Origin of the sequence: Natronococcus sp., from assembly GCF_047921035.1 — an archaeon.
Taxonomy (GTDB): domain Archaea; phylum Halobacteriota; class Halobacteria; order Halobacteriales; family Natrialbaceae; genus Natronococcus.
Genome location: NZ_JBLRWX010000032.1, coordinates 1 through 20,539 on the forward strand (window position 1 = coordinate 1; position 20,539 = coordinate 20,539).

At 66.1% G+C, this 20,539-nt stretch carries 24 protein-coding genes; 14 read left to right on the plus strand and 10 right to left on the minus strand.

Going from position 1 to position 20,539, the window contains the following annotated elements:
- The coding region (locus tag ACNA7R_RS08600) for an RNA-guided endonuclease InsQ/TnpB family protein (RefSeq protein ID WP_416283155.1) at window positions 1–878 on the plus strand (878 nt) is incomplete at its 5' end.
- 43 nt (window positions 879–921) lie between these two features.
- Here ACNA7R_RS08600 and ACNA7R_RS08605 read toward each other — a convergent pair.
- Both ACNA7R_RS08605 and ACNA7R_RS08610 read right to left on the minus strand, forming a co-directional pair.
- Window positions 922–1,203: a hypothetical protein gene (locus tag ACNA7R_RS08605; RefSeq protein WP_416283156.1), complete on the minus strand. Its 282-nt coding sequence runs from the start codon at window positions 1,201–1,203 to the stop codon at window positions 922–924.
- 191 nt (window positions 1,204–1,394) lie between these two features.
- The gene (locus ACNA7R_RS08610) at window positions 1,395–1,991 is read right to left on the minus strand and encodes a helix-turn-helix transcriptional regulator (protein ID WP_416283157.1); all 597 of its coding nucleotides are present in this window, start codon (window positions 1,989–1,991) and stop codon (window positions 1,395–1,397) included.
- A gap of 321 nt (window positions 1,992–2,312) precedes the next feature.
- On the opposite strand from ACNA7R_RS08610, the gene ACNA7R_RS08615 reads away from it, so the two are divergent.
- From ACNA7R_RS08615 to ACNA7R_RS08625, 3 genes are all read left to right on the plus strand, one after another.
- Window positions 2,313–4,574 carry a heavy metal translocating P-type ATPase gene (locus ACNA7R_RS08615; protein WP_416283158.1) on the plus strand — a complete coding sequence of 754 codons (2,262 nt, stop codon included), beginning with the start codon at window positions 2,313–2,315 and terminating at the stop codon, window positions 4,572–4,574.
- Between the two features lie 180 nt (window positions 4,575–4,754).
- On the plus strand, window positions 4,755–5,612 hold the full coding sequence (hisG, locus tag ACNA7R_RS08620; protein ID WP_416283159.1) for an ATP phosphoribosyltransferase: 858 nt from the start codon (window positions 4,755–4,757) through the stop codon (window positions 5,610–5,612).
- Between the two features lie 70 nt (window positions 5,613–5,682).
- Entirely contained in the window at window positions 5,683–6,078 is a 396-nt protein-coding gene (locus ACNA7R_RS08625) for a hypothetical protein (protein ID WP_416283160.1), read from the plus strand.
- Between the two features lie 87 nt (window positions 6,079–6,165).
- Here the strand turns inward: ACNA7R_RS08625 and ACNA7R_RS08630 are convergent, their stop codons facing one another.
- Together ACNA7R_RS08630 and ACNA7R_RS08635 are read right to left on the minus strand one after the other, a co-directional pair.
- The gene (locus ACNA7R_RS08630) at window positions 6,166–6,558 is read right to left on the minus strand and encodes a hypothetical protein (protein WP_416283161.1); all 393 of its coding nucleotides are present in this window, start codon (window positions 6,556–6,558) and stop codon (window positions 6,166–6,168) included.
- Between the two features lie 312 nt (window positions 6,559–6,870).
- Window positions 6,871–7,431 carry a TATA-box-binding protein gene (locus tag ACNA7R_RS08635; RefSeq protein WP_005554970.1) on the minus strand — a complete coding sequence of 187 codons (561 nt, stop codon included), beginning with the start codon at window positions 7,429–7,431 and terminating at the stop codon, window positions 6,871–6,873.
- Between the two features lie 202 nt (window positions 7,432–7,633).
- Between ACNA7R_RS08635 and ACNA7R_RS08640 the strand changes: the two genes are divergently transcribed.
- Together ACNA7R_RS08640 and ACNA7R_RS08645 are read left to right on the plus strand one after the other, a co-directional pair.
- Window positions 7,634–8,713, plus strand: a complete 1,080-nt coding sequence (locus tag ACNA7R_RS08640) for a TIGR01177 family methyltransferase (protein WP_416283192.1) — start codon at window positions 7,634–7,636, stop codon at window positions 8,711–8,713.
- Window positions 8,714–8,799: 86 nt separating this feature from the next.
- Window positions 8,800–9,216: a nucleoside 2-deoxyribosyltransferase gene (locus tag ACNA7R_RS08645; RefSeq protein ID WP_416283162.1), complete on the plus strand. Its 417-nt coding sequence runs from the start codon at window positions 8,800–8,802 to the stop codon at window positions 9,214–9,216.
- 10 nt (window positions 9,217–9,226) lie between these two features.
- Here ACNA7R_RS08645 and ACNA7R_RS08650 read toward each other — a convergent pair whose 3' ends face one another.
- On the minus strand, window positions 9,227–9,664 hold the full coding sequence (locus ACNA7R_RS08650; protein WP_416283163.1) for an acyl-CoA thioesterase: 438 nt from the start codon (window positions 9,662–9,664) through the stop codon (window positions 9,227–9,229).
- An 88-nt stretch (window positions 9,665–9,752) separates the two neighbouring features.
- Between ACNA7R_RS08650 and ACNA7R_RS08655 the strand changes: the two genes are divergently transcribed.
- Window positions 9,753–10,151 carry a hypothetical protein gene (locus tag ACNA7R_RS08655; protein WP_416283164.1) on the plus strand — a complete coding sequence of 133 codons (399 nt, stop codon included), beginning with the start codon at window positions 9,753–9,755 and terminating at the stop codon, window positions 10,149–10,151.
- A 240-nt stretch (window positions 10,152–10,391) separates the two neighbouring features.
- Window positions 10,392–10,685 carry a MarR family transcriptional regulator gene (locus tag ACNA7R_RS08660; protein WP_416283165.1) on the plus strand — a complete coding sequence of 98 codons (294 nt, stop codon included), beginning with the start codon at window positions 10,392–10,394 and terminating at the stop codon, window positions 10,683–10,685.
- Window positions 10,686–10,862: 177 nt separating this feature from the next.
- On the opposite strand, the gene ACNA7R_RS08665 is transcribed toward ACNA7R_RS08660, so the two are convergent.
- Entirely contained in the window at window positions 10,863–11,867 is a 1,005-nt protein-coding gene (locus ACNA7R_RS08665; RefSeq protein ID WP_416283166.1) for an AAA family ATPase, read from the minus strand.
- Window positions 11,868–11,918: 51 nt separating this feature from the next.
- Complete coding sequence (locus ACNA7R_RS08670; RefSeq protein WP_416283167.1) at window positions 11,919–13,052, minus strand: CARDB domain-containing protein; 1,134 nt, start codon at window positions 13,050–13,052, stop codon at window positions 11,919–11,921.
- 144 nt (window positions 13,053–13,196) lie between these two features.
- Here ACNA7R_RS08670 and rnz point away from each other — a divergent pair, with 144 nt between their 5' ends.
- Entirely contained in the window at window positions 13,197–14,123 is a 927-nt protein-coding gene (rnz, locus tag ACNA7R_RS08675; protein ID WP_416283168.1) for a ribonuclease Z, read from the plus strand.
- Window positions 14,124–14,284: 161 nt separating this feature from the next.
- Entirely contained in the window at window positions 14,285–14,554 is a 270-nt protein-coding gene (locus ACNA7R_RS08680) for a hypothetical protein (protein WP_416283169.1), read from the plus strand.
- Between the two features lie 42 nt (window positions 14,555–14,596).
- Here ACNA7R_RS08680 and ACNA7R_RS08685 read toward each other — a convergent pair whose 3' ends face one another.
- Entirely contained in the window at window positions 14,597–15,571 is a 975-nt protein-coding gene (locus tag ACNA7R_RS08685) for an aldo/keto reductase (RefSeq protein WP_416283170.1), read from the minus strand.
- A 142-nt stretch (window positions 15,572–15,713) separates the two neighbouring features.
- Here ACNA7R_RS08685 and ACNA7R_RS08690 point away from each other — a divergent pair, with 142 nt between their 5' ends.
- The 3 genes from ACNA7R_RS08690 (at window position 15,714) to ACNA7R_RS08700 (ending at window position 19,473) form a co-directional block, all read left to right on the plus strand.
- A complete protein-coding gene (locus ACNA7R_RS08690) occupies window positions 15,714–16,088 on the plus strand; it encodes a hypothetical protein (RefSeq protein WP_416283171.1) in 375 nt (124 codons plus the stop codon).
- A 100-nt stretch (window positions 16,089–16,188) separates the two neighbouring features.
- Entirely contained in the window at window positions 16,189–17,448 is a 1,260-nt protein-coding gene (locus ACNA7R_RS08695) for a DCC1-like thiol-disulfide oxidoreductase family protein (RefSeq protein WP_416283172.1), read from the plus strand.
- Between the two features lie 51 nt (window positions 17,449–17,499).
- Window positions 17,500–19,473 (plus strand): DUF460 domain-containing protein, encoded by a 1,974-nt coding sequence (locus tag ACNA7R_RS08700; protein WP_416283173.1) that lies wholly within the window; start codon window positions 17,500–17,502, stop codon window positions 19,471–19,473.
- Window positions 19,474–19,493: 20 nt separating this feature from the next.
- On the opposite strand, the gene ACNA7R_RS08705 is transcribed toward ACNA7R_RS08700, so the two are convergent.
- Window positions 19,494–19,673, minus strand: coding sequence for a hypothetical protein (locus ACNA7R_RS08705; RefSeq protein WP_416283174.1), 180 nt, complete (start codon window positions 19,671–19,673; stop codon window positions 19,494–19,496).
- A gap of 126 nt (window positions 19,674–19,799) precedes the next feature.
- On the opposite strand from ACNA7R_RS08705, the gene eif1A reads away from it, so the two are divergent.
- A complete protein-coding gene (eif1A, locus tag ACNA7R_RS08710) occupies window positions 19,800–20,090 on the plus strand; it encodes a translation initiation factor eIF-1A (protein ID WP_416283175.1) in 291 nt (96 codons plus the stop codon).
- A 102-nt stretch (window positions 20,091–20,192) separates the two neighbouring features.
- Here the strand turns inward: eif1A and ACNA7R_RS08715 are convergent, their stop codons facing one another.
- Window positions 20,193–20,474: a hypothetical protein gene (locus ACNA7R_RS08715; protein WP_416283176.1), complete on the minus strand. Its 282-nt coding sequence runs from the start codon at window positions 20,472–20,474 to the stop codon at window positions 20,193–20,195.
- Window positions 20,475–20,539: the final 65 nt, after the last annotated feature.

A 20,539-nucleotide genomic window follows, 5' to 3' on the forward strand; every position in this document is an offset into this window, starting at 1 on the left:
ACGACACTGAGTTAGCGGACTGGTGGATGAACATCCCAGTCTCGCAAATATATGGTGGAGTCAACGTTCCAATCAATCCGCACGAGCCGATTCCTGACGATGCCGAGGTGAAAGACTCGAAAATCGTCAAGGAAGATGGCGAGTACTACGCTCACCTCTCGATAAAACAGCGAGTCGAGTTACAGGACGAGTACGATGGTGTTCTCGCCGTGGATTTAGGTTCCCGTTGGGTTGCAGTGTCGGTGGCACTGCCCTCTCGGGAGACCACGTTCTACGGCGAAGAGATTCGGCAACTGCGCCGACACCATCAGGAACTTCGCACTCGACTCCAAGAGAAAGGGGCGTACGATACGCTGGTGTCCTCCAAGGATAGCGAGTGGCGTGCGATTGACGACCGACTCCACAAGATTAGCCGACAGATTGTCGAGGACGCCAAGGAGCGGAATACTCTCATCGTCATCGGGAATCTCGAAGGTATCCAGAATCAGGACAAAGGGTCGGAGATGAACCGTCGATTGCACTCGATACCTCACTACACGCTGAAACAATACATCAAGTACAAGGCACGATTCGCTAGTATTGGCGTGAAAGTGGTGAACGAGTACAATACCAGTCAGACGTGCTGGCGGTGTGGTGAAAAAGAGGAGACGGAGCGAGTCGGTCAAGGTCGGCATCTCTGCGATGAGTGCGGGTTGGATGATAACGCTGACAAGAACGGTGCGACGAACATTGGGAAGAAAGGACTGGGTAAGGACATTCAGAGCCCGCTATCCAGTCTCGGGGGCGTGTATGAACCGTCCCTCGAACTGGGCGACGATGACGAGACCGCTGCACAGGTTCGTGTACGTCTCAGAGACGACTCAGAAACCCCCCCTTAACGAGCGAGTCCGCAGGACGAGCGAAGTAGGGTGGGGTAGTTCATCAGCCACCGGCACCGGCGTGGTGGGTAGCCGGCTCGTGGTCAGCGTGGTGTTCGGCGTGATTCGCACCGTGATCGTGGTCGGCGTGGTGTTCAGCGTGGTTCGCACCGTGATCGTGGCCGGTGTGACCGTCGTGATGTGTATCGTGGTCTCCCATCCGGTCGTCCATCCAGTCGGCCGCGGTGGCGGCGGTTCCGTCGTCAGCGCTCACGATCGCCGCGCCCCCGAGCAGTGCGATCACGACGAGCAGGCCGACCGTCAGTCGAAGCGTCAGTGTTGGCATCGGTCGTCACCTCGTTTGAGAGAAGGACGGCCCATCGGTTAGCCGATCGGGTGTGAACCCATCTCGGAGATCGTTCGAGAACGTTTCTAGAGCGATCTAATCGTCTTTGATGGGTGACACCGTTCGTACGGCGTCGTCGAGACGGTTCAGTTGGAGAACCGGGTAGCTCGCTTCGGTCCACAGTCGGTCGCTCACCGCTCCTCGAGGTCGTCGCTCGGGTAGACGCGGTACGTCCGCCCCTGTGGCTCGCGGTAGAGCAGCCCTCGTTTCTCGAGGTCGGTGACGGTCTGGCTGACCTTGCTCTTGGAGAAGTCCGCCCGATCCCGGAGTTCGATCTGGGTCAGCCCCGGCGAATCGACGACGGGTTCCAGAATACGGCGCTCGTCTTCCGGAAGGACGTCCAGCACTCGCGGCCGCCTCGGCGAGGACTTGCCCGTCGGTTCGGTTCGGGACGGTGACGCCGGCCCGGTGTCGGCCCGCGATCCGGAGTCGGTCCCCGGTTCCGGCTCCGACTCGAGTTCGGGATCGAGGTCGGCCGCTCGAGCCGGAGGCCGCCGCTCCGCACCGCTCCGTTCGCGGACGATCCAGTACGCGCCCGCGAGAACGCCCGCGACGAGGATCGACCCGAACAGGTACACCAGCGGGTGCGGACCGTGGACGACGGTTTGGTCCATCATCCCGCCGTGGGCCTGCGACTGGCGGTAGGTTTGCCAGGCGGTGCCGACGCCGAGGACGACGATCCCGGCGACGAAGACGGTAACGACGGCGTCGAGTGTCGTTCGATCCACTGTCGTCTAGAACGTCCCAGGCGGGGTTCCTACCTGTTACGCTTCCGCCGGACCGCATCGCCGATCGTCGCGATCCGTCAGCGGGTCCGGAACCCGACTCTCGAAGGCGACGGTACTACTGACCTGCTCGCAGTGACACTGTGGGTGAGAACTATGCCCCTGCGAAACCGACTAGCCGGGTGTGACAACCGACGACCCGCTCGAGAGACCGATCCCGCTCGAGGTTCCACGGAACTCGCGTTCTCGAGGCGTTCGACGTCTCGGTTCCGGCTCGAGCGAGACGGTCGAAATCGGGCGACGTGAACGGGGTGACCGACGCTCGTGACCGATTCGACGCATGACCACGATCACGACCACGGCGCGCACCCGGAGTCCGAACCCGCTCGCCGCGAGAAGCCGACCGACAGCTACTGCTCGTGTTGCCGGGTGTGTGACGGGTATCGGGGGACGCCGGAACCGGGCGAGCGACGCGACGACCACGCCGACCACGACGCCGGCGAGCGCGACCACGCCGACGAGCACGACCACGCCGACCACGTCGACCACTCGGACCACGAAGAGATGTTCAAGAAGCGGTTTTTCGTGTCTCTCGTGCTCTCGCTGCCGGTGCTGTACTACAGCCCGATGCTCCAGGACTGGTTCGGCTACACCGCGGTGACGTTCCCGGGCAGCGAGTTCGTCGGTCCGGTCCTCGGTGTCGCCGTCTTCGCCTACGGTGGCGTCCCCTTCCTCCGGATGGGCGCCGTCGAGGCGCGCAACCGCGAGCCCGGAATGATGCTGCTGATCTCGCTGGCGATCACCGTCGCGTTCGTCTACAGCCTCGCCGCGGTGGGCTTCGGCATCGGCGAGCCGTTCTTCTGGGAGCTCGTGACGCTGATCGTCATCTTCCTGCTCGGCCACTGGATCGAGATGCGAAGCGTCAGACGCGCCTCGGGCGCGCTCGACGAACTCGCCGAACTGCTGCCCGACACCGCGGAGCGGATCGCGGAGGACGGGGAACCCGAGGAGGTCCCCGTCGCCGATCTCAAGGAGGACGACCTCGTGCTCGTCCGGCCCGGCTCGAACGTCCCGGCCGACGGCGTCGTCGAGGAGGGCGAGTCGAACGTCACCGAGGCGATGATCACGGGCGAGTCCAAACCCGTGAAGAAGGAGCCGGGCGACGAGGTCATCGGCGGGACGACCAACCGCGACGGGAGCCTGCGCGTCCGGATCGCCGCGACCGGCGAGGAGACGACGCTGTCGGGGATCATGCGCCTGGTCGAGGAGGCTCAGGAGAGCCGCTCGAGGACGCAGGTGCTCGCCGATCGGGCCGCGGGCTGGCTCTTTTACGCCGCGCTCGCGGTCGCGGCGGTCACCGCTGTTGCCTGGACCGTCGCCGTCGGCTTCGGGCTCCCGGTCATCGAGCGGGTGGTCACCGTCCTCGTCATCGCCTGTCCGCACGCGCTCGGTCTGGCCGTCCCGCTGGTGGTCGCGATCAACACGTCGACGGCCGCCCGGAACGGGATGCTCGTCCGCGACCGGATCGCGATGGAGGAAGCCCGAAAGCTCGACACCGTCGTCTTCGACAAGACGGGAACGCTCACGGAGGGCGAACAGGGCGTCGTCGAGATCGCTGCGGTCGAGGGCTGGAGCGAAGACGACGTCCTGACGCTGGCCGCCGCCGCGGAAGGCGACTCCGAGCACATGATCGCTCAGGCCATCCTCGAGGAAGCCGGCGAGCGCGGGCTCTCGGTGCCCGACGTCCGCGGATTCGAGGCACTCGAGGGACGGGGCGTCCGGGCGACGATCGAGCACGACGCGGTCCCGGCCGCGACACCCGGCGGCGAACGTGGACCGTCGGGGAAGCGGGGGGCGGACGAACGGGACGGCCAAACCGTCTCGGTCGGCGGCCCCAACCTGCTGCGCTACCTCGAGGTCGAGCCCGGCTCTCGGCTCGAGCGCTTCGCCGACGACGCCGGCGAGCGCGGACAGGGCGTCGTCTACGTGCTCCGCGACGAGTCCGTCGTCGGGGCGCTCGCGCTGGCGGACGTCGTGCGCGAGGAGAGTTTCGAGGCGATCGACGCGCTGCAGGAGATGGGCGTCGAGGTCGCGATGCTGACCGGCGACGACGCCGACGTCGCCCACAGCGTCGCCGACGAACTGGGTATCGACACCGTCTTCGCCGAGGTCCTACCCGAGGACAAAGACGAGAAGATCGTCGAACTCCAAGAGGAGGGAAAACTCGTCGCGATGGTCGGCGACGGGGTCAACGACGCGCCCGCGCTCACTCGCGCCGACGTCGGCATCGCCATCGGCTCCGGGACCGACGTCGCCGTCGAGTCGGCCGACGTGGTGCTCGTCGAGAACGACCCCCGCGACGTCGTCCGGCTCGTGCGCCTGAGCCGGAAGAGCTACCGGAAGATGCAGGAGAACATCGCCTGGGCCGCCGGCTACAACGTGTTCGCGCTGCCGCTTGCAGCCGGGATCCTGGCGCCGATCGGGATCCTGCTTTCGCCAGCGGTCGGCGCGGTGCTCATGTCTGCAAGCACCGTGATCGTCGCGATCAACGCACAACTGCTGCGCCGGGTCGATCTCGAGCTCTGACCGTCCGGCGACCGGCGTCGGCGCTCGAGTCGACCGTCCGTCCTTTAAGTACTTCTGGTCACAAGGTGAAGCTACGACGGGAGGGCGTCGCTTCTCACGACTCTGGGTTTCGGTAGCGACGGTACTGTCGAGTCGCCGGGATGGAAAGACAATTCCCTCCCGACGCCGAACCGCCGGTAAATGCGAATCGCCGTTCCCAACAAGGGCCGCCTGCACGAACCGACGATCGATTTCCTCGAGCGGGCGGGACTCCACCTCGAGAACGGTGCCGACCGAAAACTGTACGCCGACACCGTCGACCCCGACGTCTCGGTGCTGTTCGCCCGCGCGGCCGACATCCCCGAGTACGTCGCCGACGGTGCGGCCGAGATGGGGATCACGGGCTACGACCAGGTTCGGGAGGCCGGCGTCGACAACGTCGCCGAACTGCTCGACCTCGAGTTCGGCCGCTGTCGGCTCGTCCTCGCGGCGCCCGAGGACGGCGAGATCGAGGCCGTCGAGGATCTGGCCGGGAGGACCGTCGCCACCGAGTTCCCCAATATCACCCGCAATTTCTTCGCCGACACCGGCGTCGAGCCCGACATCGTCGAGGTCTCGGGCGCGACCGAACTCACGCCCCACGTCGAGATGGCCGACGCCATCGTCGACATCACGAGCACCGGGACGACCCTGAAGATGAACCGGCTGGCGATCGTCGAGGAGGTGCTCTCGAGTTCGGTGCGGCTGTTCGCCCGCGAGGACGTCCTCGAGGAGCCGAAGGTCCAGGAGATCCAGACCGCGCTGTCGTCGGTGAAACAGGCCGAGGGGAAACGCTACCTGATGATGAACGTCCCCGAGGACCGACTCGAGGACGTCCGCGAGGTGATCCCCGGCCTGGGCGGGCCGACAATCATGGACATCGCGGACGACAATGGCGACGGGATGCTCGCGGTCCATGCCGTCGTCGACGAGCGAGACGTCTTCGAGACGATAACCGACGTCAAAGGAGCGGGCGCGAGCGACATTCTCGTCACGGAGATCGAACGGCTCGTGGAGTAGCGCTCGGCTCCTCTCGTGTCGTGGGAGCGCTCCCGTACGATTATGGTCGTCCCGGTCGTTCCGGCTCAGTATGATCCGAGCCGTCATCGGCGTCGTCGGGATTCTCACGGCACTGTTTCCGGGCCGAATACTCGACGGCTTCGAAGCCGTTGCGCTCGACGACCCCGGCGACCACGCGCTCAGGCCGTGGGTCAGGCCGGGAATACGGACAGAAGGGGTCGTCGTGACCGTCGCCAGCCTAACTGGCGGCCGAGCGTACGCCCGGCTGATGGATCTTACGGGGCTGTTCGGTGCCGTCGTCGTCTTCTTTCCACAGCTGTACCGCAGGTTTGCGCTCGGATTCCTCTACGAGCACCCGGCGGAAGTCGAGTGGAACCCGCGATTCACCGATGGAGTGCGGATAATCGGTATCCTGTATGTTCTGGTTGCAGTCAGGGCGTTCGCCAGGCGTCGTGCCGAGACGTGACGACGTCCGCGTACGACAGCAGCTGTGGAACTGTGGGGCCGGCGCGCGTCGGCTCGACGGCGTAGTCGGACGGCAGCCGACGGTCGATCACCAGGGCCGCTCGAGGTCGACGTCCTCGAGCAGCGACTCGAACTCGGTGAGGTTCGCCGCGGGCGAGACCAGGCCGCGCTCGCGGTCGTACTCGACGATCCCGTAGCGCTCGAGCAGCGGGAGGTGGGTACGACACAGCGCGACGTGGACCCGCTGGCGCAGTTCGTGGATCGTCGTCAGGACGGTCGTCTCGTCCTCGGTGTCGGCCAGCCAGCCGACGAGACGCTGGACCGTGATCGGTTCGTCGGAGGCCAGCAAGTATCTGAGCACCTCGCGTCGCCGATCGTTCGCCAGCACGCGACCGAACTCTCCTCGGGAGATGGCGCGAAGGCGGACGGTTTCGCCGCTGAACCCCTCGGAGACGGCCGTTCGGTCCGGATGGATCGTCATCGTCGGTAGAGACTCAGGGATGCCGAATAAACGCGGTCGGTCGTTTCGAACCGTCAGCGCCGGTTCAGACCAGTCCCCTCGATCCGCAGCGGAATGAACGGTTTGCAACTCGAGCGAACGGTCGGATCGGACCCGTCGCTCGAGGGTATGTAGGAGTTAAACCGGGGTTACCGGCCCGCTCGCGGCGATCGGCGGGAAGGTTACGTCGGTCGTCGATCGAGACGGACGGTCTACAGCGATACCGTAGTGAACGGTCAGTACGAACGGTTATCTGGCGGGACTGTCGCTCGCGAGAATCGGTTTCGGGACGCGTTACTCGAGCAGGCCGAGGTCCTCGAGGCGCGAGACGATCTTGTCGACGGCGTGTTCGGCGTCCTTGGGCTTCTTCCCGCCGGTGATGACGAGTTTGCCCGAGCCAAAGAGCAGGGCGACGACTTCCGGCTCGTCGAGTCGGTAGACGAGGCCGGGGAACTGTTCGGGCTCGTACTCGATGTTCTCGAGCCCGAGGCCGATCGCGATCGCGTTCAGGTTGAGGTTGCGTCCGAGGTCGGCCGAGGTGACGATGTTCTGGACGACGATCTCGGGGTCCTCGTTGACCTGGATCTGGAGTTCGCGAAGTTTGTCGAAGACGATGCGGAGACTCTCGTGGACGTCGTCGGTGCTTTTCGCACCGGTACAGACGATCTTCCCGGAGCGGAAGATCAGGGCGGCGGACTTGGGATTCTGCGTGCGGTAGACGAGACCGGGGAACTGTTCGGGGTCGTAGTCGGCTCCCTCGAGGTCCATCGCCACGCTCTGGAGATCGAGCTCCTGTCCGATGCCGGTCGACGCCACCACGTTTTCGATGTTGATGGTGTCCTTCGGATCCGTCATAAGTCGCTTAAAAAGACGTATTTAAGGTTTATAAAGGTTGGTACCGGCACCTGATATGTCCGGTTTATCTCGATCGGTTCGAAACCGCGATCGGGGTTGTCCGGCCGTCTCCGGCGGTTTCGTCGGCGGTCGTGTGACCGACCCTCGGACGCCGGTCAAGGAAAACGGTACCCTGATACTCGCGCCCGAGCGATGGTCGGACGTGTACTTCCTCGAGTTCGGCGGTGAGGACGACGCGTTCGCGGCCCGCGAGGCGGCGAGCGCCGCGGCCGACGTTCGACGGGTCGCACCCGGACTCGCCCTCGCGAACGCCGTCGTTCCCGAACACGTCCGCGGACTCGCCTACACCCATCGCGCGAGCGACCTGCTGGGCCGGACCGACGCCGACCTCGCGAGCGCGACGGCGCTGCTCGAGGCCGCGTCGCTGGACCGCGGGGGAACGGTCGCGGTGCGCGCGACCGACGTCCACGGCTCGACGGGCGTCGCAACCGACCGCGCGGAGCGCGAACTCGGCCAGATCCTAGTCGACCGCGGTTTCGCGGTCGACCTCGACGATCCGGATCACGTCCTGCGAGTGGCATTCTCCGAGGGGCGACTCGAGCGCGACCAGGATGGTTGCGGCGACCTGTTCTCGAGCGCTGCGGGTGACCGTCCGCAGGGTGAGGACACCTCGGTCTGTGCGCTCGGCTGGCTCGCGGCGGAAAGCGTCCGCGACTTCGGCTCGCGCGCGCCGACGGACAAGCCGTTTTTCCAACCCGGCAGCATGGACCCGCTGCTGGCCCGCGCGGTCGCGAACGTCGCGGGCGCCCGTCCCGGCGCGACGATCCTCGACCCGATGTGCGGGACCGGCGGTGTGCTGGTCGAGGCGGGGCTGGTCGGCGCCGACGTCGTCGGGACGGACGCCCAGGCGAAGATGGCCGCGGGCGCGCGGACGAACCTCGAGCACTTCCTCGATGCCGCGGAGCCCTCGCCGACCGGCGTCGAACGAGGGACGTGGCACGTCGGCCGCGGCGACGCCACTCGGCTACCGATCGCCGACGGCGCGGTCGACGGCGTCGTCTTCGACGCTCCCTACGGCCGTCAGTCAAAGATCGACACCCACCGGCTCGAGGATCTCGTCTCGGGCGCGCTTTCGGAAGCCCGTCGAGTGGCCTCGCGAGCCGTCGTCGTGGCGGATCGGTCGTGGGCTACCGAGGCTCGGGAGGCGGGCTGGAAGCTCGAGGCCGCCTTCGAACGGCGAGTCCATCGGTCGCTGACGCGGTACGTGCTGGTGCTCGAGTGACGGCCGTTCGAGACCGAACCGATCCGCTTCGATCCCGACGAGTCACGATAAGGGACTGTTAAGACCCGATACCGCCACGATCCCGCATGGACATCTTCTTCAGCGGCTCCATCCGCGGCGGGCGGGACGACGTCGATCTGTACGCCGACCTCATCGGGCTTCTCGAGCAGCACGGAACGGTCCTGACCGAACACGTCGGCACTGAGGACGTCGAGGCGAAAGAACGGGAGGCGGGACTGACCGACGGCGACATCCACGACCAGGACGTCGCCTGGCTCCGGCAGGCCGACGCCGTCGTCGCCGAGGTGACGACGCCGAGCCTCGGGGTCGGCTACGAACTCGGTCGGGCCGTCGCCTGGGAGAAACCGGTCCTCGCTCTGTACCGCCCCGAGGGGGAGCACGAACTGTCCGCGATGGTGCGGGGCAACGACGCCGCCGAGGTGACCGAGTACCACAGTCTCGAGGACGTCGCGCCCGTTCTCGAGTCGTTCCTTCGAGGGTAGCGGCTGCTGACTACGACCCGTCGTCGAGCGCGCGCTCGCGGAGTCGCCTCCCCTCCTCGCTGTCGACGGTCAGTTCCGGCACCGGCTGGGGTTTTCCGTCCTCGTCGATCGCGACGAACGTAAAGGAGGACTCGGTCGTCTTCTCGGTCTCCCCGGTTCGGGGCTCCTCGCGCCAGGCTCGGAGCGCGACGTGGACGCTCGAGCGGCCCGCGTCGTAGACGTAGGCCTCGACCAACGCGATGTCGCCGATTCTGATCGGCCGCTCGAAGTCGAGTTCGTTCACGCGGGCGGTGACGCAGGTCTCGCCGGCGAAGCGCATCGCCGACATCGCGCCGATCTCGTCGAGCCACTTCATTAGGTTCCCGCCGTGGAGCGTGTCGTTGTTGTTCGCGTGGTTGGGCTGGACGCGGAATCGGTTCTCGATGTAGGTCTCGAGGACGGATGGCATGTTCCAAGGGTATCCGACTGAGCGGATAAATCCGTCCGAAACGGGACGCTTTCGATGCCTTTTCGGCAGTATCGCGGAGTCGGGCCGTATGGACCGCGGAACGCCGACTTCGCCGTGGCCGCGCTGGTTTCGGCTCCTGTGTTACGGGCTGATCGCGGCGATCGTTCTCGGGATGGCCTATCGGACGCTCGAGGACGCGACGTCGACCCGGGAGCTGTTGCAGGGACTCGGCGGGATCGCCATCCTCTGTCTCCTGCTCGCCTGTCTGGCAGTCTCCGTGGGGATCCTGGCCGCGCTCGCGCCCGACGGCCAGTGGCTGGACCGCGAGTTCGCCGTCGTGCTCGGCGCCGGGACTCTGCTCGCGCTCGCGCTGATCCTCTCGCGGTACGTCTCCCTCCCGGGACGGGTCTTCGGCGTCGTCGTCTCGGTCGTCGGCCTCGGAATAATCGGCCTGCACGCCCTCGAATACTGGGGGGCGACGGGATGACGGAATCCGTTCGTCGCGGGCGCGATATGTCTGCTCATCGGACTCCTGTACGTGATCAAACCGGACTCGATGGCCGAACTCGAGCGCCAGGCTCGAGATCGGAAGGGGTGATCGAGTCGCCCGCTCGGTCGTGACGTTCTCTCGGAAAACGACGTGACTTCTTCCGTTCTCGAGAGATAAGTTACGTTCTTACATGCTTACGGAGCAACGCTTATGACTTCGTGTACGTCAATTACACACGTGCCGATCGACATCGAAACGTTCGACGAGGTTGACCCTGACGACCTCAACGAGCGAACGAACGCCGAACGGGTCGTGCAGTTCCTGTACGAAAATCGGGACAAGGCGTTCACCCCCTCGGAAATCGCGGACGGAACGGGTGTGAAGCGCAACTCCGTCGGGACCGTCCTCAGTCGCCTCGAGGAGCGGAGGCTCGTCCGCCACAAGGGCGATTACTGGGCGATCGGCGATCTCGACCGCGTCCGGAGTGCGTACGACACTCACCGAACGCTGGAATCGTTAGACGATCGATAGCGAACTGATCGAACGGTATCAGGGCCGGCTTCGAGAGGAAGTCGTTTCTGACGCGACGGCGAGGCTAACCGGGTACATTCAGGGTCCCAACTAGTTATACGGACTACTGTACGCCATTTCCAGAGCGACCGCGAGCCATCCTGCGATCGCTCCGGGAAATCGGTACAGCAGACCGTATCAGGCGTCCCGCCCGAGTTCCGCGAGCAGGTGCGAGACGTGGATCCGATCGCTCGTTCCCTCGTGCATCTCGAACTCGACGTCGGCCGCCAGCCGGTGGGTGCGGGCCAGTTTCTCGCCCTGGTAGCGTTTTCGCGCGACTTCGAGGACGAGATCAAGCACCTCCTCGCCGTCGAGTCCCTCGTCGACGAGCAGGTCGTCTAAGGTCTTCCGGGCGTCCGTGAACTCGCCCGCCTCGGCGTCGTCGAGCATCCCCTCGACCTCGTCCTCGAGGCCGACCTCGCCGATCGTCTCGTAGGCCGCGCTCATCGTCAGTTCGCCCGCGTCCTCGACGGTGGTCTGGGCCGCGAGGATCGCCTTCCGGAGGTTGCCGTTCGCGTAGCCGGCGACGAACTCGAGGCCCTCCGACTCGTAGTCGACCCCCTCCGCGTCGACGATTCGCTCGAGGACGGAGACGGTCTCCTCGCTGGTCGGCGCCCGCACCGAGACGGGGAAACACCGCGAGCGGATCGGCGGGATGAGCTTGGTCGGCTGGCGGGTCGCGATGATAAACTGGGTCGTCCGGTGGTGTTGCTCCATGATCCGTCGCAGCGCCTGCTGGAAGTCCTCGCGGACGTCCTCGGCGTTGTCGAGCAGGATCGTCTTGTACTCGCCGGAGACGGGCGCGTAGCTCGCCGACTCCTTGAGCACGCGGTTGATCATGTCCCGTTTCGACATCGAGGACCGACCTGTCAGGAAGGAGGCGAAACGCGGGTCGTTCTTGATTTCGGTCTTCGTCCGGCCGAAGAAGTCGGCGACGTTGATTTCGACTAAGTCGTTGTCGGGGTCCTCGTGCGCTTCTCGAGCGAGTGCCCGTGCCGCCGCGGTCTTCCCGCTGCCGGGCGGTCCCTGCAGGACGAGGTTCAGCGGCTCCTCGACGGCTCGCTCGAGGTACTCTCGAGCGTCGTCCTGTGGCAACTCGGCCAGCTCCGGGGCGTGGGTGTCGGTCCACAGCGGCGCGTCCATCGGTCGTCGGTAGGGGAGAGGGCGGTAAGAATCGGTCGGTTGGGCGCCGCGTTACTCGTCGTCCGCGTCGTCCCCGTTCTCGTCGTCCGCGTCGTCCGCGTCGTCGGCCTCGGCTGTGACGTCCACGATGGTGAACGTCTCCTCGACCGGTTCGCCGTCGTGCTCGAGGGGCTCCGCCGAGTCGACGTCCTCGGGGTCGCCCTCGTAGACGACGGCGGTGAGTTCGTCGTCCTCGTCGACGGTGACGTCGTCGTCGAACGCAACGGTGACGTTCCCGTGCTCGCCGGGCTCGAGTTCGTCGCTCGTGCCGAGCACCTCGCCGTCGTCCTCGACCGCGACGAAGCCGGCCTCGGGCGTGGCGACGTCGACCGTCACCTCCTCGTCGTCGGCGTCGACGACCGCGACGGACGGGTCCGTGTGGAACTCGAGATCGATCTCGTCGATCTCGCCGTCGTCGTCGGTGTAGACGCCGATCGGCTGCGTGCCCGGCGGAGCCCCGCTCAGGTCGACCTCGAAGCTGACCTCGCGGTCCTCGCCGCCCTCAAGGTCGAGGATCTGGCGCTCGAGGACGGTGCCGTTCAGCCGGAACTCGACGATCTGTTGCTGATCGTACTCCGTCGGGTTCCGGATCTCCGCGACGACTGCGATTGTCTCGTTGGTCGTCGCCGACTCGGGTGCCGTCATCGACTCGACGACGAACGAGTCCGAGACAGCCTCGTCGTCGTCTACGGTCACCGATGCGGTGTCGCTGACCGGGTAGCCGTCCTCGAGGTAGGGCCGGTCCTCCTCGCCGTCGGTTTCGTAGTACTCGAACGTCTCGTCGTCGGTGGTGTCCTGGTGGACCGTCGCGGTCAGCTGACCGGTGAGATCGGTCCCGTTCTCCTCGCTCTCGACGGTAACGTTCTCGTGCGTTCCGTCCTCGAGATACGAGGAAACGGCGAGGGGCTCGTCGTCCCCGTCGGTGATGACGACGAAGCCGCCGTCCGAGAGGGTAACCTCGTCGACAGTGACGCTCACACCGTCGCTCTCCTGGTCCTCGAAGGTAATCGACGCTGCCGGATCGTCGTCGACGCCGAAGATGACCGGGGCCTGACCGACGACGATACCCGCCGCGAGGACCACCGTGATTGCAATCAGGATGGCGGTAACACGTTTGATGGTTCCGAACGTCGGTCTCGAACTCATTTGGGGAGGGTATTGCTCGACACGTTGGGGCTGCAGGGACGTAAAACGCACAGTCCGTTCGTCGGTTTCGAAACCGGGAGGACGGTCGCCAGCCGTCCGCCGGATCCGAAGGCGGTTTAGTCTCAGCGCGTCGAACACGCAGTGATGCCACTGCGCGTGACGTTTCTGGGGACCGGCGGGGCCGTTCCGACGACCGAGCGGAATCCGAGCGGGATCTTCGTCGCCCGCGAGGGCGAGGGGTTGCTGTTCGACGCCGCGGAGGGAACCCAGCGCCAGATGATGCGCTTCGGCACCGGGTTTTCGATCTCGCAGATCTTCGTCACGCACCTCCACGGCGACCACGTTCTCGGGATTCCCGGCCTGCTCCAGACGATGGACTTCAACGACCGCGAGGACCCGCTGGCGATCCACACCTCTCGCGGCACTCGGCGCGAGATCGAGTCGCTGGTCCGCGCGCTCGGCAACCGCCCCTCGTTTCCGGTGCGGATCAACGAGGTCGGGGGCGGTGACGTCGCCTACCGCGCCGACGAGTACGAGGTGCGGGCGTTCGCGACCGACCACGACACCCGCTCGGTCGGCTACGCGCTTGTCGAGGACGACCGCAAGGGGCGGTTCGACCGCGAGCGCGCCGAGGAACTCGGCGTCCCCGTCGGCCCGAAGTTCTCGCGGCTCCACGAGGGCGAGTCCGTCGAACTCGAGGACGGTACCGTCGTCGATCCCGAGCAGGTCGTGGGTGAGCCCCGGCCCGGTCGCTCGCTCGTCTACACGGGTGACACCCGCCCGTCCGCCGCGACGATCGAGGTCGCCGACGAGCCCGAACTCGTGATCCACGACGCGACGTTCGCGGACGACCGCGCGGACCGCGCCGCGGACACTGCCCACTCGACGGCCCGTCAGGCCGCCGAGATCGCCACCCGAGCGGGCGCCGAGCGGCTGGCGCTGATGCACCTCTCCTCGCGGTACGCCGGCGACACGTCGTCCCACCTCGAGGAGGCCCGCGAGGTGTTTGCAGGCGAGGTGTTCGTCCCCGACGACGGGGAGACCCTCGAGATCGAGTATCCGGACGCCTGATACGGATTGCTGTACCGACTTCCCGGCGCCCGGGTCGCGGTTGCGCCGGGACTGACGTACAGGAAACCGTACGAGCGAGGGCACCCGTCGGGAGGCCGTCCCGTACCGCAGTCGGCCGATAGTACTTTGTGGTACTGTCACACAGGGTCAGGAGTATCGATATGCAACCGTGCCAGAACTGTCAGGCGATCATCGACGAGTACACCCTGGACAAACAACTCGAACCCCTGCGCGGACTCACGGTCGACGACTTCAACGTCTGTGCGGACTGCGTATCGGTCGTTCCCGACGCCTGCGTGGAGTGCGGCGGCGCGGTCTACGTTCCCCGAAGCGAACCCTCGACGCCCGACTACTGTCCGGCCTGTCGATCCGATCGGATCGAGCGCACGGGACGGGATCCCGGCTGGACCGTCGAGACGACCTCCTCCTGAACGGGCACTGATATTCGATCGGCTTTTCGACCGACGCCCGCGCTACTCGTGGCCGTAGACCGGCACCGGTTCGTACGGCTCCTCGAGGTACTCGCGGTCAGATGCCGACAGCGAGATCTCGAGCGCCTCGACGGCCTCCTCGAGGTGGTCAACGCTCGAGGTGCCGACGATCGGCGCGGTCGTGTTCTCGTTCTGGAAGTGCCAGGCCAGCGCGATCTGGGCCATCGTGGCGTCGTACTCGTCGGCGAGTTCCTCCACCCGTTCGTTGATCTCCTCGCTGGCGGGGAACTCGTGGTAGGGGACGCCGGCGTTCTCGACCTCGTGGTCGGCCCGCGTGGTCGTCCGAAACTCCTCGTGGGGCCGAGCGAGATACCCCGCGCCGAGGGGGCTCCAGGGCATCGTGGCGACGTCGTAGGCGTCGCAGACGGGGAACATCTCGCGTTCCTCCTCGCGGTAGGCCAGGTGGTAGAGGTTCTGCATCGTCTCGAACGGCGCGAGGCCCTCGCGTTCGCTCACCCGTCTGGCCTCGAGGAGCTGATGGGCCCACATCGAGGACGCACCGAGGTGGCGAACTTTCCCTCGCCGAACGGCATCGTCGAGGGCGCGCATGGTCGTCTCGATCGGCGTGTCGTAATCCCAGCGGTGGATCTGGTAGAGGTCGAGCGTGTCCATCCCCAGGCGGTCGAGGGAGGCCTCGAGTTCCTGCTCGATCGTCTTTCGCGAGAGCCCCTCGGCGTTGCGGTGGTCGCTGGCGCCGGGGAATCGGACCTTCGAGGCGACGACGAACTCGTCGCGGTCGTAGTCGGCCAGGGCGTCGCCGAGGATCGCCTCGCTCTCGCCCGCCGAGTAGACGTTGGCGGTGTCGAAGAAGTTGATCCCCAGGTCGATCGCGCGCTCGACGAGTTCGCGCCCTTCCTCCTCGTCTAACATCCACTCCTGCCCGCTGCCGAAGCTCATACAGCCGAGACAGATCTTGCTCACGGTCGTGCCGGTCGAGCCGAGGGTCGTGTACTCCATCGACCTGGCCGATGGGCGTCGCGTCCAAATACCTACCGCCGTCGCACTCTCGTTATCCCTCTTCTGCCTAAAATTTACGACTCAGGCCGTTAGCGTCCAGAAAACCTATATCTCCGATTCCGATACGATGCTACAGTGACACGTGTTGTTGGAGAGCGTATCTGACATCACGGCCGTCCTCTTTCCGACGGTGTACGTACTGTTCTTTCTGGGGACGGTCGGAATCCTCGCGTTCGCCCGCCGTCGATACGCCCGAGAGGTCTGGCTCGCGGGGTTCTTTACGACGCTGCTGGCGGTCACGCTGGTCGGCATGCCGCTGCTTCCGGTCGTCGATATGCACAAATTCGCTCAACCCTCCGAGGAGGAAGAGACCTACTACGAGATACGGATGGTCGACGCGTCGGGCGAGGAACTCCGGTTCGACGACCGCGCGACGTCGCCGACCGGGCGTGGACCGCCGCGGAACTCGAGGGCTACGAGGCGTTCGAGGCGATCCGGATCTACGAGCGCACGGTGATCTACAGCGACGACAACACGGCCGTCGAGACGAACGAGGAGCGACCCCGAGTGACGATCGATCCGACCGACGGAACCGTCACCGACCACGAGGAGGCACGATGAGCGCGTTCGTCAACTACTTTGCCGACGACGGCCGCGGGTCGCCGCTCAACCTCGCCGTCGTCCGCGTCCTGCTGGGGACGTACGTCATCTGGCGCGTGCTCTCGCTCGAGTGGGGGTTCTACGGGGAGTGGCCCGACTTTCACGTCGACGAGACGATCGGCTTCCTCCATCAGGACCTCCTCTTCGCGCTGTTGCCCTCCCAGCAGTGGGTCGTCGCCGCCCTGTTGGTGCTGTTCGTCGTCGGCTACCGGACCCGCTGGACCGGCGGCCTCGCGAGCCTCCTGTTGATGCACATGCTGTCGGTCAAGGCGACGATCTACCTCGCTGGGACTGTCGAGTCGCTGTTCGTCTGTTCGTACCTGATCCTCATGTTCGCGCTGTTCGCCGAGGACGACCGGCTGTCGGTCGACGGCGTTCGGCGGACGGGCGACCGGTCGCTCGAGGAGCTGAACGCCGTCCTGACCAGCGGGGGCGACCGGGTCTACCGGATGCGCGCGCTCAAGTGGGGACTGCTCGCGGTCGCGATCATCTACGTCGGTTCGGCCTGGGGGAAGGCCCTGAACGGCCCGCTCGAGATCTGGCTCTCGGGTGCCGACCTTCAGCGCGACGTCCTCTTCTACGGCGAGCTGACCGGGATCGATCGCACCGCCGGAGCGCCGATCGTCGAGTACGAACCGCTCGCCTGGATCGGCTTCGTCGGCACCGCGGTGGTACAGGTGTCACTGCTCGTCGCCGCGGTCCTCGGACTCTCGGTGACGCTTCCGATCCTCGGAATTATCGGGTTCCACGCCTCGGTGATCCTTACCCTGGGACTGTACTTCATCGACATGATTCTCGTCCTCTCGCTGTTTGCCGCCTGGGACGTCGCCTACCGACGGCTCGCGGTCGACGCGGACGACGAGGCGACGGTGGTGTACGACGATCGCTGTCGCGCGTGTGCCCGTGCGATCGTCCCGCTCGCCCACCTCGATAGCACCGACTCGGTGCGGTTCGTCCCGCGATCCGACGCCGCTGTCGAGCTGACCGACCGCGACGACGCCGACCGCGATGCGTCGCTGTGCCTGTCACACGACGGCGAGGTCTCCGAAGGGTACGAGGCGTTCCGTCGACTGGTCGGACGGTTTCGGCTGCTGGCGCCGGTCGCGTGGGGACTGGGGCTCTCGCCCGTTCGGGCGGTCGGAACCGACGTTTACGAGCGCGCCGTCTCCGATCGGTCTCGAGGCGCTCGGGACGCTCCGGACCTCGAGCGTCCGTGAGAACTCGATCGCCGCGTCGGATTTATACCCGACTCGACCCTATGGCCCGCCGTGAGCACGCGAACGAGTGCGCTCGACGCGGTCGTCTTCGGCGTCGACGTACAGAGCGGCGACGTGCGCGGGGACGCGCCGTCGTACGCGCTGGTCGTCTACGACGGCGAGGACGTCAGCCGGGACGTCGTCACGCACCGGAAACTCAGACGGTTGATCGACGACGAGGAGCCGGCCATCGTCGCCACGGACAACATGTACGAGCTCGCGGCGGACAAGGACCAGCTGATCCACTTCCTGGGGTCGCTGCCCGCCGGGACGAAGCTCGTCCAGGTGACCGGCGCCGAACAGCCCGAGCCGCTCTCTCGCGTCGCGAAACGTCACGGAATCCCCTACGGCAAACAGCCGATGAAGGAGGCCGAAGCCGCGGCTCGGCTGGCGGCCCACAACGTCGGCCACGAGGTGTCGGCGTTTACCGACACGACGACGGTCAAGGTCTCGCGGGGCCGCTCGACCGGTAGCGGCGGCTGGAGCGAGGACCGCTACACTCGCCGCATCCACGGCTCGGTCAGGAAACGGGCCCGCGAGGTCGAGTCCGAACTCGAGGATGCCAACCTCGAGTACGACCGCGACGTGCGGGAGGCCTACGGCGGGTTCGCAAACGCGGTCTTCACGGTCGAGACCCGTCCACAGGACATTCCGGTTTCGCGCAATCGCTCGGGCGACGTCCGCGTCGAAATCGAGCGCGAGCGCCGCGACGGGATCGAGTTCCACCCGCTGGCCAAACGCCGGGATCACGTCGTCGTGGGGATCGATCCCGGAACGACGACCGCGGTCGCGATCGTCTCGCTCGAGGGCGAGGTCCTGGACGTCTGGAGTTCGCGAACGAGCGACACCGCGGACGTGATCGAGTGGATCGTCGAGCGGGGCCGACCGATCGTCGTGGCCGCGGACGTGACGCCGATGCCCGAGACGGTCGAGAAGTTCCGCCGGAGCTTCGACGCCGCGGGCTGGGTTCCCGACAGCGATCTGCCGGTCGACGAGAAACAACACCGGACTCGCGAGCATCCTTACGACGACGATCACCAGCGCGACGCGATGGCGGCCGCGCTGTACGCGGTCGACGCCCACGAGGATCAGTTCGAGCGCATCGCCGAGCGGATCCCGCCGGGGATCGACCGCGGCGAGGTCACGGCGCGGGTCGTCGCCGGCGAGGAGAGCGTCGAGGCCGTCCTCGCGGATCTGATCGAGGACGACGAGCCCGAGGAGGAGTCGACCGAGCACGAACCCCGCGAGCCGACCGAGGAGGAACGGCGGATCAAGGACCTGGAGAAACAGGTCGAACGGCTCCAGTCGCACGTCGGCACCCTCGAGGACCGCCTCGAGGAGAAAGACGAGCGCATCCACGAACTCGAGAACAACCTCAGCGGCGCCCGCCGTCAGGAACGCAAGGAGGTCCGCCGGGACCGGGAGGTCTCGAGGCTCGACCGCAAGGCCGACCGCCTCGAGCGCGAGCGCGACGAGGCTCGCGAGGAGGTCGAGGCGCTCGAGGGCAAAGTCGAGCGGATGAAGGCCCTCTGGAAGCTCGACCACTCGAACTTCAGCGACGTCTCGGCGGAGAAGGAGGGGCTCGTTCCCGTCAAGGTGATCGAGAAGTTCACGAAGGGCGCCATTCGAGAAGCCGACGAGCAGTACGGTATCGCCGCCGGCGACGTCGTCCACCTCCGGGACGCCAGCGGCGCGGGCCGCTCGACCGCGGAGCTGCTCGCGGGGTTCGAACCGCGAGTCGTACTGAAGGAGGGCGGGCTGTCCGACGTGGCCGACGAGATCCTCTTCGAGACCGAGATTCCCGTCGGTCCCGCCGACGACGTCGCGATGCAGGAGGTCGACGAGCTCGCCGTCGCCCGCGAGGACGACGTCGAGGCCGTCATCGACGACTGGCACGACCGCGCCGAGAAACGCACCCGCGACCGGAAGGCCGAGATGGTCGATCAGCTCATCAGCGAGCACCGCGCGGGCGACAACGAGGTCTAAAAAGGGCGGCGAGCCGACGGCTACATCATTCCGAACTGTCGGAACACGCTCGAGACGAGCGCTTTCACCACCAGTCCGATCCCGAGAAGGACGAACGACAGGCCGGCGGCGACCAGCAGACTCTCGTAGGCGATAACGGCGATTCCGACCAGCAAGAGCGCGATACCGGCGATTCCGAGCGGACCGAGATGCCTCAGCATACGGTGGACTGGTCAGGGCAGAGAGATAAGCGGCGTGGTTCGTCACGGGCCCGGAACGCCGGTCAGTAGCGGTTCCGTCGAGGAAATCGATAAAGGATTAAACCGATCGAACGCGAAGCCCGCGATATGAGCGACGACGGTGACGGCGGTCGGAACAATCTCCGGATGCCCGACGACGACGAGGTGTTCGCGACCGTCACCAACATGCTCGGGGCGAACCGCGTCAAGGTACGGTGTGCGGACGGAACCGAACGGACCGCACGCATCCCCGGAAAGATGCAAAAGCGCATCTGGATCCGGGAGGACGATGTCGTCCTCGTCGAGCCCTGGGACTGGCAGGACGAGAAGGCCGACATCACCTGGCGCTACGAGAAGAGCGAGGCCGACCAGCTCCGTCGCGAAGGCCACATTCAGTAGTTTCGGTTTTTTGCGCTTCGTTCGCGTTCTCCTCGAGCGCCACAGTGTCGGCGTCGCTTCGGCGCAGCGCGTTCGTGACCTGCAGTCGGCAAAACAGGGACGTTACCGGGCGTCGACGCGGATTTGGACGGTGCCGATACCGGGTACTTCGAGTTCGGTCATCCGGCCGTGAAGCTCGCGGGCCAGCGCCGGCGCTCCGAGTCGGAAGACCAGCGCCGCGGCCGCGACGGCGACGACGACGGCGGCGACGGCGAGCGGGTAGCTGATCGCGACGAGCAGTCCCATCGCCGCGAGGACGAAGGCGAGCCCGCCGCCGATCGAACCCGGATTCGCGGATCGGTTTCGTGTCGACTCGGCCGACTGAGGGTGGAAGTATCGCGTCATGGATTGTTTCGGATCGAAGTACGCGCCCGACGCATATAACCTTTCATCCTTCTGGTACTTTTAGA